At 45.3% G+C, this 13,143-nt stretch carries 12 protein-coding genes; 11 read left to right on the top strand and 1 reads right to left on the bottom strand.

The annotated features are described in order from the left end of the window. The first annotated feature begins 3 nt into the window (after positions 1–3). Positions 4–1,134 (top strand): BMP family ABC transporter substrate-binding protein, encoded by a 1,131-nt coding sequence (locus tag AC58P7_RS25265; protein WP_497347880.1) that lies wholly within the window; start codon positions 4–6, stop codon positions 1,132–1,134. Between the two features lie 22 nt (positions 1,135–1,156). Beyond that, positions 1,157–2,134: an aromatic ring-hydroxylating dioxygenase subunit alpha gene (locus tag AC58P7_RS25270; RefSeq protein WP_497347882.1), complete on the top strand. Its 978-nt coding sequence runs from the start codon at positions 1,157–1,159 to the stop codon at positions 2,132–2,134. 243 nt (positions 2,135–2,377) lie between these two features. Here AC58P7_RS25270 and AC58P7_RS25275 read toward each other — a convergent pair whose 3' ends face one another. After that, positions 2,378–2,578 (bottom strand): hypothetical protein, encoded by a 201-nt coding sequence (locus tag AC58P7_RS25275; RefSeq protein ID WP_497347883.1) that lies wholly within the window; start codon positions 2,576–2,578, stop codon positions 2,378–2,380. Positions 2,579–2,654: 76 nt separating this feature from the next. Between AC58P7_RS25275 and AC58P7_RS25280 the strand changes: the two genes are divergently transcribed. From AC58P7_RS25280 to AC58P7_RS25320, 9 genes are all read left to right on the top strand, one after another. Further along, on the top strand, positions 2,655–4,961 hold the full coding sequence (locus AC58P7_RS25280) for a sensor histidine kinase (protein ID WP_497347885.1): 2,307 nt from the start codon (positions 2,655–2,657) through the stop codon (positions 4,959–4,961). Continuing rightward, entirely contained in the window at positions 4,958–5,590 is a 633-nt protein-coding gene (locus tag AC58P7_RS25285) for a response regulator (protein ID WP_497347887.1), read from the top strand. Before AC58P7_RS25280 ends, AC58P7_RS25285 begins: the two co-directional genes overlap by 4 nt. A 15-nt stretch (positions 5,591–5,605) precedes the next feature. Continuing rightward, the gene (locus tag AC58P7_RS25290) at positions 5,606–6,544 is read left to right on the top strand and encodes a polyprenyl synthetase family protein (protein ID WP_497347889.1); all 939 of its coding nucleotides are present in this window, start codon (positions 5,606–5,608) and stop codon (positions 6,542–6,544) included. A gap of 162 nt (positions 6,545–6,706) precedes the next feature. Beyond that, entirely contained in the window at positions 6,707–7,837 is a 1,131-nt protein-coding gene (locus AC58P7_RS25295) for a glycoside hydrolase family 88/105 protein (protein WP_497347891.1), read from the top strand. Beyond that, entirely contained in the window at positions 7,815–9,311 is a 1,497-nt protein-coding gene (locus AC58P7_RS25300; protein ID WP_497347893.1) for a response regulator transcription factor, read from the top strand. The genes AC58P7_RS25295 and AC58P7_RS25300 overlap by 23 nt, the downstream gene beginning before the upstream one ends. Position 9,312: 1 nt before the next feature. Next, a complete protein-coding gene (locus AC58P7_RS25305; RefSeq protein ID WP_497347895.1) occupies positions 9,313–11,052 on the top strand; it encodes a sensor histidine kinase in 1,740 nt (579 codons plus the stop codon). A gap of 69 nt (positions 11,053–11,121) precedes the next feature. Further along, positions 11,122–11,253, top strand: a complete 132-nt coding sequence (locus AC58P7_RS25310; RefSeq protein WP_497347897.1) for a hypothetical protein — start codon at positions 11,122–11,124, stop codon at positions 11,251–11,253. A gap of 15 nt (positions 11,254–11,268) precedes the next feature. Beyond that, the gene (locus AC58P7_RS25315) at positions 11,269–12,186 is read left to right on the top strand and encodes an ABC transporter permease (RefSeq protein WP_497347899.1); all 918 of its coding nucleotides are present in this window, start codon (positions 11,269–11,271) and stop codon (positions 12,184–12,186) included. Positions 12,187–12,211: 25 nt separating this feature from the next. Further along, positions 12,212–13,093, top strand: a complete 882-nt coding sequence (locus AC58P7_RS25320; RefSeq protein ID WP_497347901.1) for a carbohydrate ABC transporter permease — start codon at positions 12,212–12,214, stop codon at positions 13,091–13,093. The last annotated feature ends 50 nt before the right edge of the window (positions 13,094–13,143 follow it).

Below are 13,143 nucleotides of genomic sequence, written 5' to 3' on the forward strand. Positions count from 1 at the left end.
CATATGCGAAAATTATTGCTGTCTTTAACTGCCATTATGTTAGTTATTTTAAGCGCCTGCTCCACTACGAGTTCTACAACAGAATCAAGTACGGCTCCAGCATCAACCCCAGCGGCTTCTACGGCAGCGACTACAGAGAAAAAGCTGCCTAGAGTTGCCTTTGTCTACATCGGCGTTCCAGGGGATGGCGGCTGGACATATGAGCACGATCAAGGCCGTCTCATGATGGAGAAAGAGTTGGGTATTAAAGCGACGACTGTCGAAAATATCCCCGAAGGCCCGGACGCTGAGCGTGTATTCGAAGAGCTGGCTCAGAAAAATGATATTATTTTCGGAACCTCCTTCGGTTATATGGACTCGATGGTTGCGGTAGCTCAGAAGCATCCGAATGTGAAATTCCTGCACTCCACTGGTTACAAAACAGCGCCAAACCTAGGAACTTACATGGGACGTGAATACCAAAGTGCTTACCTCGTCGGTATGGCTGCAGGGAAAATGACCAAAAACAATCATCTGGGCTATGTTGGTGCGTTCCCGATCCCAGAAGTCATTTATACCATTAATGCTTTTACACTTGGTGCTCAAAGCGTGAATCCAAATATCGATGTTTCCGTAGTTTGGAGTAATACATGGTTCGATCCTGCAACCGAGAAGCAAGCTGCGATTTCCCTACTGGATAAAGGCGTAGATGTATTGGCGGCATATCAAGATTCACCGGCAAGTATACAAGCGGCTGCTGAGCGTAAAGTATGGGGCATCGGGAACGATTCCGATATGGGCAGATTCGCACCAGAGACGTACATATCGAACCCGAAATGGAACTGGGGCCCGTACTACGTGAAAACAGTGAAAAGCATCATGGACGGCACGTGGAAATCCGAGGCATACTTCGGCAGTATGAAAGAAGGCATCACGGACATTGCGCCTCTTGGCAAAAATGTACCAGCTGATGTGAAAGATTTAGTTGAGAAGAAAAAACAAGAGATTTTGAACGGCACCTTTGATGTGTTCACAGGACCTATCGTGGATCAAGACGGTAAGACACGTTTTGAGGCAGGCAAAAAGATGACAGACGAGGAAATTCTCGGTACGACTTGGTTTGTTAAGGGCATTAAAGGTGTCATTCCGAAATAAAGCACGAAGGATGTGAGGGGCGATGACAATACAAGATATCGCATTAATTCATGAGTGGCACCCGGTGTTGTTGTCGTCAGCACTCACGGATAAGCCGGAGGCAGTGATTGTACTAGGGGAAAAAGTAGCTGTATTCCGCACCACGCAAGGCGTCCACGCATTTAAAGACTTATGTATTCATCGCGGTGTGCCCTTATCATTGGGGAAAGTAAGCGGTGATGAGCTTGTGTGTGCTTATCATGGCTGGTCTTATAATGGCTGCGGCACATGTACCAAGATTCCCTCTTTACCGAAGGACCAGGCCATTCCATCGAAGGCAAAAGCATTCGTCTATGCTTGCGTGGAAGCCCATGGCCTGATCTGGGTGTGCTTAGGGACACCTGCTGGGCCGCTGCCTAAAGTGAGTGCTTATGTGCCTGAGGGCTTCAAGGAAGTGTTCATGGGGCCTTACGCCCTGCAAGCAGCGGGTCCGCGGATTATAGAAAACTTCCTCGATGTATCCCACCTCATGTTCGTGCATGAGGGTCTCCTGGGCGATAGTGATTTCGCTGAAATCAATGATTATCACGTGTTGGAAGAGGATGGGGTACTTCGTTCCGAAGAAATTATCGTGTATCAACCGGATGCCGATGGGACGGGGCGCGGGGTACATAGCCGATACGTGTATGAGGTATTCGGTCCTTTATGCGTAGCATTTACGAAAAGAGATGACGTGTCCGACCATATATTCCGTCTATTTCTGATGGTGCTGCCGGTTACGGAGCAGACTAGCGTGGCTTACATGCTGAAGCAAAGAAACTATGCATATGACGAGCTTGACGAGGTTTTCATCCAATTCCAAGACAGGCTCATCGAGCAGGATCGGATCATGGTTGAAAACCAAAAGCCAGAGCTGCTGCCGCTAGATTTGCAGGCAGAGCTGCATTTGAAGTGCGACCGATTGAGCATTGCGTACCGCAAGCGGCTTCGTGAGCTAGGCGTCACTTTCGGAACGGCGTAGCGAGCTTGGTTGGAACTGAGAAAGAGTAGGGCGAACGACATGCATACGAAATAAAAAAAGGATTGTATAATTAGCTTAGGCTAATATGCAATCCTTTTTTTTTACATAAGAATGTATAAATTTCCGGTACTCGGAAGAACCAATTCTTATTGGACATAAAAACAACCGCTAACCGCGGTCGTTCATCCTCGAATGACTTCGATAGAAGTTTATTATCATATTTGGTAAAATAAGACTACTAGACTACCACCAGTAGTTAGAAGGCTCGTTAGCATCTTGTTGTCTTATGTGCGAAGGTGTCGTGAAAGTTTTGATAAGTGCAGCTGTTTCTTCAGCAGATAGAGGTTGAGCCACCATAAAGGAATCTGCTTGTTTGCGCAGTTCTGCGCGCTTTACTGCGTGTACGGAACGTTGCAGCTCTGGGTTTAATTGAATAATCGCCATCGTCTTAGCTCCCTCTTTTTAATAGTAGTGTACAAGAGTGATTATAGCAAAATATTGGAATTTAGGGGAGAGTTAATTGAAAATATTAGCAAAAGTTTTTGTGAGTTTTTGTATGGTACTCTTCATTGCATTGCAAATATGGTGTTCCTTTGTTACCTTCCATTTTCCGTATAACGGCATCTATTTGGACGCTGCTCGTACAGATGAATGGATAGTCAGTAAACTTGAGGCTAATAGTACGAATGATAACATTCATATCGGTGATAAAGTCATTGCCATTGATGGGAAACCACCGGGGGAATGGTCAACCGTAAAACGATGGAATGTGGTTGAGAAGGCAAACACGGTTGTGGTTTGGAGAGAAGGGAACGTAGAATCCATCAATTTAAGAACGAATCAACCAGCCTTATTCGATATCATTTCACTCGTTGAGGAATTTGTATGCTTATTCATGTGCGTATTATTATTCTTAAGGGAAAGTCGTTCGCCTTCCGCACGTTTACTAGCTTTCTCCTTTCTTAGCGCGGCCCTTATCTTTATGAGTTTAGGCGCATCGATGCGAGGAGATCTCATAGGCAAGATGATGATTGCTAGCTCGATGATGGTGTTACCTATTGTCTTTTTACATTTTCTCGTGGTGTTCTTCAAAGAAAAGGGAGACATGGAGCTGCCCAAAAGGCTCTTTAAATATTTATACGGGATTGCCCTGCTAGCTTTTGGGTTAAGAAGTCTATACTTCTTTCCTTCAATGGCTTTCGTGTATGGCTATGACGGCTCCGTCACGATGGGATTCTTCATTATTGTGATTTCATTAAATATTTCTCTATTAGCAACGTTGTTTGTGAAGGTCAGGAAAGCACAGACGCCGCTAGCTGGTATTATCAAAAGCGTATTTTACTCCCTGCTTATTTCTTTTCTTCCTATTATCTGTCTCTCTTTTCTACCACAACTCATTATCGGAGATTGGATATTTGACCCTATTTATACGAGTTGGCTGCTATTAATATTCCCAATTACGTTCTCCTATTTAATAGCTTCGGATCAGTTATACGATATCGGCCTAGTCGTGCGGCGCGTGGTGTTTGCCTGTCTCATGGCAGCGATACCGGTTAGCTTGTTTACAGGAGCGTTTGCGATTATCTTTCATGGGGAAACCAATGGCAAGCAAATTTTATTCCTATTCATCAGTGCGATCTTCCTTGTCTCATCCATGTTGTATGCAGCCGAATATTGGACGACACGATTAGAGCCCTATTTGTTCCCGAGAAAGTATATATTGAAGTCTGCATTGAAAAAGATTTCTAAAAATCTAGGGACTATTTCCAGTTTTCGTGATTTGAAGGATATTATCCTTGTGGATATCGTCAATACGCTGCAAGTGACGGGTGGTGCCATTGTTTTTCGGCATAAAAACGATATCGAAATCATTTGCGAAGGTGAAGTAGATACGGCAGAACTTCAACGTTTGGTTCATTCATCCGCGATGCTTGATCATCCATACTATACATTTATGGAAATGAACTGCCATGAGGAGTACACGAGCTATCTCATCGTAACACGGAAGAAGACGAACACGCGGATTGCAAAGGAAGAATGGCAATGGCTGCAGCTGATTACCTCCTATTTGGAAGTAGGGATGGAAAATGTGTATCTGATTCGCAAGCTGACAGGCAGGCTCCAACAAATGGTTTCCCATCTACCGGAGGAAGAACATCTCTGGTTGCGGAAGGTCATGTTCGAGCTCCAGGAGGAGGAACGGATTCGAATTGCGACCGATCTTCATGATACAACGATGCAGGATTTATTTTTTCTCAAACGAAGATTAACCTCACTGGCAGAGAAACCGTCGATGCGCCAAGAGGATCGTGAACAGTTAAACAGCATGAACAATTTCGTGGAAATGATCAATGCCAGCTTGCGCCAAAGTTGCTTTGAGTTAAATCCTCACTTGTTGAAAGAAGTAGGTTTGATGCAAACCTTGAAGATGTACGTGGAGAAGGAATCCTATACAACGCCATTCGAGGTTTCCTTCCGAGCAGAGCATATTTCCGATATTGAAGGCAAGGATTTATCGGCCAAACGGCAAATTTTCCGGATCGTGCAAGAATTACTTAACAATGCTAAGAAACATTCACAGGCAGCTAATGTTAGCTTTCACATGTGGGAAGAAGGGCTGTTCTTTTACTTAAGCTATCGAGATGATGGCGTAGGCTTTCGCGTGAAGGAAGAGGTTGCCGTTGAGATCGCAGCATCGGGAATGGGACTTGCCTATATGAGAAGCCGAGTGCTTCATATAGGCGGAAGTTTTGAATTGGAGACTGAAGAGGGATCAGGGACCCATATCTTTATCACAATACCGATTGAGGAAGTGATGTCAGCATGAGTGAGATCGTCAAAACATTAGTGGTCGATGACCATCCCTTATTTGCGCGGGCAACGAAGTCGTTATTAGATGAAATAGATCGTATTGAGGTTGTCGGGGTGGTCAGTAATGCGAAGGAATGCTTGGAGCATGTAAAGTTGCATCAGCCCGGGCTCGTTTTTCTGGATTATCAGCTTCCCGATCAGACGGGAACCGAGGTTGCCGCACAGTTGAAGCAGTTATATCCGCACATCCATATTGTCATTTTCACAGGTATCGAACTGGCGGGGATCTATAATAAACTGATTGAAATGAAAGTTAGCGGTGTGCTCTCTAAAGAGTCGAGTGAGCGTACAATCAAGAATATGGTGTATTGCATTTTAGATGGGTACACGATGATTCCTCTTTCCTTCTTCAACCAGATGCAACTAAACGAAGCGGATGCGCAGGAAGAGTGTGAGCTGCAAGAGGAAGAAGTTCTCATGATGAACATGCTGGTAAAAGGGGCTACACACGAACAAATTGCGGAGCGTATCTTCATGAGTAAGCGTACGGTTGATAATTATTTGCGTAAGATCTATGACAAGTGGGGCGCGAAATCAAGGACTGAGGCTTTGGAGAAGTTTATTAAAAGTAAATACTACACCTGAAAGTAGGCGCTGTGCATGCAGGATATTCAGCTTCTTATGGCTCAGATGATGGATAATTATATGTTTGATGAGAATTTGAAAACACTGCTGAGATCCTGCATGTCTGATAATGAGACCGCGAGTCTTTCCTGGTCCAAAATCACGCTGTGCACGCACGCCATGCTGGGCGGAACCTCACCTGACATCCATCGCCGAGCGGCATTGACGGAGCTGGTGGTTCTCATCTTGGATATCGTCGATGATCTGCAGGATCAGGATAATGAGACTAAACCTTGGATGCGAGTTGAACCGGCGAGTGCATTAAATGCAGTATTGGCGCTTATCATGGGCATGGTGGGCGAATTGGGAAGGCTGAATGCCAGCGGACCTAATCTGATTGAAATCAGCAAAATCATCGCAAGATCGATTAACGGCCAGCACAAAGATGTAACCAATGCGGTTTCGACCGTGGATGAATACTTATGGATGACCCAAGAAAAATCGGGTTCTTTATTCCGACTCGCTTGCTTCATGGGGTATTCCGATACTGCTTGTACGGAAGAAACGATAGAACAGCTGCATCAGATGGCTGATTGCGTAGGACTTCTCCACCAGATTCAAAATGATGTGCGAGATCTCGTTCGCTATGATGAGAAAAGCGATTTGATGGCGAAGAAACGGACGCTGCCAATCTTGTATTTACTCTCCATCGAAGACGAATCTTTTTCATCGGTGAAAGCCTATTATGAAGGGGCGGTCACAGCTGAATTTATGACGAAGAATCAAGATAGGGTAAAAGAGCTGATCCATGACTCTGGCTGCATGGAATATGCACGTATTGTGCAATCGGTATGTATTCAGAAGGGTGAGGAGATATGTGGAGAGATGCAGGCGTTGTCGCCATGGAAGGAAGAGTTTCTAACGCTCACGTTGGGCGATTTCATAAAGCTGGGTGCTGAAGTGGAGCAGGCATAGATGCCTGTTCTTTTTTGTTACGCTTTTTCCATAGTGCCAATCTTCCTGTAAACCATAAAAAAGATAAAAAAGTCACACGGAACGCAAAAATGTTGAATTTCAATCTGAAGCGGGGTCTGATAAAATTTAGATGGAGTCGGTATCACCTAGGAGGAGTTAATCATGACTACGAAATGGTCTGTACAAATGTCTGAATCATTCATGAAGCAATATCCGATCGTGTCCGATATGCCTTTTCAGCGAGCAAGAAGCTGGAATTATGAGAATGGATGCATCCTGAGCGCATTTGAACGCATGTGGCAGCAGACAGGGGATCCTCGTTATTTGGACTATATCCAAAGAAATATGGATTTATTTATTGAGCCGGATGGGCGTATCGCTACGTACCGTCTTGAAGAATATAACGTAGATCAAATTAATCAAGGCAAGTCTCTGTTCCTTCTTTTGGAGAAGACAGGTGATGAGCGCTATAGGAAAGCGTTAGAGCTGCTAGTTACACAAATGAAGAGTCATCCTCGCACCTCGGAAGGTGGACTGTGGCATAAGAAAATATATCCCTACCAGATGTGGCTTGACGGCGTGTATATGACAGCTCCCTTGCTTGCGCGGTATGCCCAAACCTTCGGAGCGTCAGAATGGTTCGATGATGTTACCCATGAGATTCTACTCATGGAAGCCAAGGCACGAGATCCGAAGACCGGTCTACTGTACCATGGATGGGATGAAAGCAGGGAGCAGCGCTGGGCGGACAATACGTCTGGATGCTCGCCTCACTTCTGGGGACGGGGACTCGGCTGGTATATGATGGCCATTGTTGATGTGCTGGACTATTTGCCGAAGGATCACGCCAAAAGAGGCCTCGTGATTGGGCTTTTCTATCGACTGGCAGAAGCGATTACCCGGGTTCAAGATGCCGAAACGGGCCTGTGGTATCAGGTGCTGGATAAAGCTGAGGAGGCTGGTAATTATTTGGAAGCCTCCGGCTCAAGTATGTTCGTGTATGCGCTGGCTAAGGGAGCAAGAATGGGATATCTCAGTGATGCTTCCTTCCAAGCAGCGGGCAAAGGATTCCGAGGCTTGCTGGCGCATTGTGTGGAGCAAGATGCGGACGGCAGCCTGCATGTGAATCAAATTTGCAGCGTCGCGGGATTAGGGGGAAATCCTTACCGGGACGGATCTTACGCCTATTATATGAGCGAGCCTGTGCGCAGAGATGATCCGAAAGGATTTGCTCCGTTCATCATGGCGTGCTTGGAAATGGAGGAAGCCCTTGTTTCAGATTCTCATTGTTGATGACGAGCACATCGAAAGAGAAGGGATTAGGCGATTAATCCACAAATATAAGCTGCCCTTAGTCGTGCTAGAAGCAGAGAATGGTGAAGAGGCTCTGGACATCTTGGTGTCTCATCCGATCGATATTTTATTAACAGATATCAAGATGCCCTTTATGGATGGTCTTGCTTTATGCGAGAGGGCCAGGGCACAATTCCCAGAGCTGAAAATTATGATTTTCAGCGCATACGGAGAGTTCGAATACGCGCAGAGAGCGATTCATTACCACATCTTCTCGTATCTGCTAAAGCCCATCGATGTGAATGATTTCCAAAGGGCTTTTACGGAGGTCATTGCACTTTGCCAAAAAGATCAAGAGCAGGAGAAGGAAGCGCTGCTTTTGGAAATCATCCATCCTACACAGGCTGCTTCGGCGCTGTCTAGCAAGTTAGCTGCCTTAGGGATGGATTTTAGTCAGATGTCGGTTCAAATGATCTTGATCGACTACGCCTCATCCGTATTTGATGTCGAGCATGATCAGCTTCCTGACAGGTTGCAGGAAGTGATTCCTGTGCCTTTTGATTATGTCAATTTGAATGAAAGTCAGAGCTTACTTTTTGTGCATTGGGATCAAGAGGGTAGTGAGGAAGTGCTTCTATCGTTAGGAAGCAGACTCAAAGTAAGTATGGCGACCGCCTACGACGAAATCTTCACAGTCGTCATTTCGAAGCGGTTAAGCGCGGGCAATGATCTGGCCACGGAGTTCAAGCTGATGGAAAACATGCTGGATTACAAATTTTTCTTTCAGGAAAGCATCGTCCTTTATACGGATGAAAGCCAGGGGAAAGAGGACATCTCCAGCACCATTCCGAAATTGATGGAAACGGTCTATTGGCATCTGGACATGAAGGATGAATTTGGCCTCCGTAAGGGTGTAGAGCTGTTTTTTAAAACAATAGACGGAAGCGGGCAGCATTCAGCTATTTATGTGAAGTACATGTGTATCGAGCTGGCTAAGAAAATTTGGGAAACGGCCGGAAATCAGGATAGTTATGCGTTTAAACCCATCGTCGAAGCTATATTTGGCTGTAAGTCCTTAACGGAACTGAAGGCACAAATTCAATTGGTTCTTGGCTTGCTAAGCAGCGATACGGATGTACATAATCCGGAATTTAGTAAGAAAGTGATCAAGGATATCCGCAAGCTCATTGAAGATAATTATATGTCTGATATCAGCTTACAATGGATTGCAGATAAGGTGTTCCTTACGCAGACTTACGTGAGTTATCTGTTCAAGAAGGAAGTAGGTCAAACCCTTGTGAAATACATGACGAGCATACGTATGCATAAAGCGGAGGAGCTTCTTCAAGGGACGAATCTAACGATCGCGGACATTAGTGGGCAAGTCGGATTTATGAATACGTCGTATTTCTGTAAAACCTTCAAGCAATATCATGGGCAAAGTCCGGCCAAATTCCGTGAGAGAACAGGCTAATATGAGCATATTTCTAGCGTATTTTCAAAATTTAAGATTTAAGCAGAAACTCTTTATCTCGTATATCATCGTATCCTTTATTCCCGTCGTCGTATTGGGTTTGTTCTCCTATCACCAAGCGAGCTCTTTTCTGCTGCAGCAGGCCAAACAGAATTTGGACGGCGCTGTAAGTCAAATTGCAGAGACGATTAACTATCGTGCGAAGCAGCATGAGGCGATTATTAATTCCATAACGCAAAATGTTGTGTTTAAGCGTATCTTTATTAGCAATGATGGCGATTTTCCCGTGTTGTATCGCGATTATGTGGATCCGTTTTTTAGTAATATTCTTGATTTCAATAGCGATATCTTGCAAATATCGGTGTTTACAGAGAATCGGGCTATTCTCCGTGGCGAGTATATTCTCCCGCTCAGCTTGACTAGCGATCTCCCATGGGCGAATGGGCGGACCCCTTCGAAAGAAACACAATGGAGGATTAAGAATGGCAAGCTCTTCGCAACCCGCCCGTTCCTAAGTAACGAAGAAGTACCGCTGGGGAAGTCATCTGCCGTGTTATTCCTGAGCATCGATGCGGATAGCTTGTTTCAAGGCTTGGATGATATCAAAACGAAGGCTTATGGGATCTTGATTTTAGATAAAGAGGGCAACCAGATTCTATCCAAAAACATGCATATGAGTGCGGACCTCCCTGTAGCATCGCTGCAGTCCTCCCAGTTGACGGAGCGAATCGGCTCCTTCACCATGAATGCAACCGATTATATGTACATCACGGAGGACATGTCGGAGCCCGGTTGGAAGCTGGTCTATTTTACACCTAAGAACGGCATTTCAGTGGATGCACGGAGTATTGTTAGCGCAACAGCGCTGATTACCCTGATATGTTTGGCTGGATTGCTGCTCATTATATGGATGTTCTCGAACACCTTCGTCAAACGTATTATTAAGCTCAATAAGAACATGATGATCGTCGAAAACGGGAATCTGAAGATTGACGTGACGAGTCAGTCAAGGGATGAAATCGGCCAGCTAACGAATCGCTTCGGCAATATGCTCACCAACATTAACACGCTGATCGAAGAAGTGTATCAGAGTAAAATTACGCAAAAAGAAGCCGAACTCAAGGCGCTGCAAACGCAGATTAATCCGCACTTTCTCTATAACACCTTGTCGATCATTAATTGGAAGGCGCTAGAAATTGACGCTATGGAGATCAGTCAAATTACGAATACCGTTTCGCGGTTTTACCGAACGGTGCTCAATAAAGGGAGGAATTTCATCCCTGTTCGGTATGAGCTAGAGAATGCCAAGGATTATATGCATATTCAAAGCATTATGCACAATTATCGCTTTGATTTCATATGCGAGGTTGATGACGAATTGCTGCGATATGACATGATTAATCTTATTTTTCAACCCATCTTAGAAAATGCCTTAGAGCACGGAATTGATAAGCTGCGTAAGGGGAGCGAGCGAGGACGTATCCTACTTCGAGGCTATAGGTCGGGAGATGACTTGGAGTTCTGTATCGAGGACAACGGACCGGGGATGAGTAAGGAACTGGCGGAAGAGGTCATTCAACTGAATTCAGTCGGATATGGGCTGAAAAATGTGCATGATCGCATCCAGATTCGCTTTGGTCAAAGCTATGGCTTACGTATTGAAAGTGAATTGGGGCAGGGCACCCGTGTATTTCTGAATTTCCCCGCCTATACGGCGGAGGGCCTTTCCAGTGGAGATTAACCATAAGAACATATATAACACCTGTTTAGTAGGCGAGGCAGCGGCCTGACTGAGCAGGTGTTTTTTTGTATGTGCATCGATATCCATACGATCGTATTCCGTATCAGCAACATCCGTAAAAAAGTGTCACATATCGCAAGAATGTTGGATATTTGCAAAGACAGTCCTGCGCTAGAATTTACTTATAGGATTGCTGATTGAAAGGAGCTGGACATATTGGGGGAAAAGAAGCCGCTGCTTATCAAGCTGATTCGCAGAGATAAACTGCTTCTGCTGATGTTTTTACCGGTATTTCTGTACTATCTCATTTTTTGTTATTTACCCATGCCGGGGATCCTCATTGCCTTCAAAAATTTCACGCCAGGTCATGGGGTGTTCGGAGGCGACTGGGTAGGTCTCAAATGGTTGAACCAGTTCGTCCACTCTCGCTATTTCTGGCGACTGTTGCGGAATACCTTTTTACTGGCGTTCTATCCGCTTGTCATCGGATTCTCGATCCCCATCTTGTTCGCGATATGCGTCGTTGAAATCAAGAACGGACTCTTCAAGCGTTTTGCCCAAACGGTGACGTACTTGCCGCATTTTATCTCGACCGTTGTGATCGCGGGGATGATTATTAACTTCCTGTCTCCGACTGACGGTATCGTGAATACGATGCTTGCCTCGCTCGGCATGGCCAAAATTAATTTCATGATGGCCCCTGAATGGTTCCGTTCGATCTTTACGGTGTCAGGTGTATGGCAAAGCTTCGGCTTCAGCTCCATTATCTACATAGCGGCTATTATGGGGATCGATCAGGAAATGTATGATTCCGGAAAGATTGATGGCGTTAATAAATTCCAAGAGGTGTGGCATCTGACACTGCCAAGCTTGAAGCCAACAATTGTGATCCTGCTGTTGCTCTCCATCGGGGGCATTATGAGTGTGAATTTTGAAAAGGTGTATCTGCTTTACAATGGGGCAACTTACGAAACAGCGGATGTCATCTCGACTTATGTGTACAGACAAGGGATTGAGTCGCAGAACTTTGGCTTCGCCACAGCAGTAGGGCTATTCAATTCGATAATTAGTTTCATCTTAGTGTATGCGGCCAACCAGGCGAGTCGTCGTGTGAACGATATGTCTCTGTGGTAGCAGCGCCTCAAGAAAGGAGGCCTTCATGGTTAAATCATGGACGGACCGGAGTTTTTATGTAATCGTGTACAGCATTGTCGTTCTGGCAATCCTGGTCACCTTGTACCCTTTTATCTATGTCGTGAGCATCTCGATGAGCTCCGTGCAAGCCATAGACAATAAGCTAGTCACCTTCTTACCCGTTGATCTGAATTTCGATGGGTACAAAATGGTGTTGGGCTATTCGGAATTATGGAAATCGTATTACAACACGATTTGGTATACCGTCGTGGGGACGATTTTTAATCTGGTGGCCACGTGCTTGGCTGCTTATCCGCTTTCGAGAAAGACGTTCTTCCTGAGAAGAAAGCTCAATTTCTACATCGCGTTCACGATGTATTTCTCTGGCGGGTTGATTCCGCTCTACATGGTGATCACGGAATTGGGGCTCTACAACACAAGGTGGGCCATGATTCTGCCTGTGCTTGTAAGTACCTTTAACGTCATGATCTTGCGATCAGCCTTTGAGAATATTCCGAACGAAATATTTGAGAGCGCAAACATGGATGGAGCCAAAGATTTTACCTTGTTGTTCCGCATTGCGATACCGCTTACAAAGCCGACTCTAGCGGTACTTACCCTCTATTATGCCGTCGCGCACTGGAACGACTTCTTCAATGCACTTCTGTACTTAGGGAAGGCAGAGCTGCAACCGTTGCAGATTTTCCTCAGAAGAGTACTCATTATGGCCTCGCCTGAAATTATGCAGAAAATGGGAGGCGAAACGGCCGCTAAGGCGCTTGCTGTTTCAACGCTGCAGGTACGCTACGTTTCGATTGTCGTCAGTATTATACCGATTATTACGATCTATCCGTTCATCCAAAAATATTTCGTGCGTGGCATCACACTCGGCGCAGTCAAAGGGTAGCGATACCCTTGCTGGATAAATAAGTGAGATTTATACATTTAGGGAGGGTT

This window comes from Paenibacillus sp. J22FR5 (assembly GCF_059691975.1).

Excerpts from the sequence above, each read along its gene's own strand:
- AC58P7_RS25265 (WP_497347880.1), top strand. The coding sequence starts at position 4 with ATGCGAAAATTATTGCTGTCTTTAACTGCCATTATGTTAGTTATTTTA.
- AC58P7_RS25270 (WP_497347882.1), top strand. The coding sequence starts at position 1,157 with ATGACAATACAAGATATCGCATTAATTCATGAGTGGCACCCGGTGTTG.
- AC58P7_RS25275 (WP_497347883.1), bottom strand. The coding sequence starts at position 2,578 with ATGGCGATTATTCAATTAAACCCAGAGCTGCAACGTTCCGTACACGCA.
- AC58P7_RS25285 (WP_497347887.1), top strand. The coding sequence starts at position 4,958 with ATGAGTGAGATCGTCAAAACATTAGTGGTCGATGACCATCCCTTATTT.
- AC58P7_RS25290 (WP_497347889.1), top strand. The coding sequence starts at position 5,606 with ATGCAGGATATTCAGCTTCTTATGGCTCAGATGATGGATAATTATATG.
- AC58P7_RS25295 (WP_497347891.1), top strand. The coding sequence starts at position 6,707 with ATGACTACGAAATGGTCTGTACAAATGTCTGAATCATTCATGAAGCAA.
- AC58P7_RS25305 (WP_497347895.1), top strand. The coding sequence starts at position 9,313 with ATGAGCATATTTCTAGCGTATTTTCAAAATTTAAGATTTAAGCAGAAA.
- AC58P7_RS25310 (WP_497347897.1), top strand. The coding sequence starts at position 11,122 with ATGTGCATCGATATCCATACGATCGTATTCCGTATCAGCAACATCCGT.
- AC58P7_RS25320 (WP_497347901.1), top strand. The coding sequence starts at position 12,212 with ATGGTTAAATCATGGACGGACCGGAGTTTTTATGTAATCGTGTACAGC.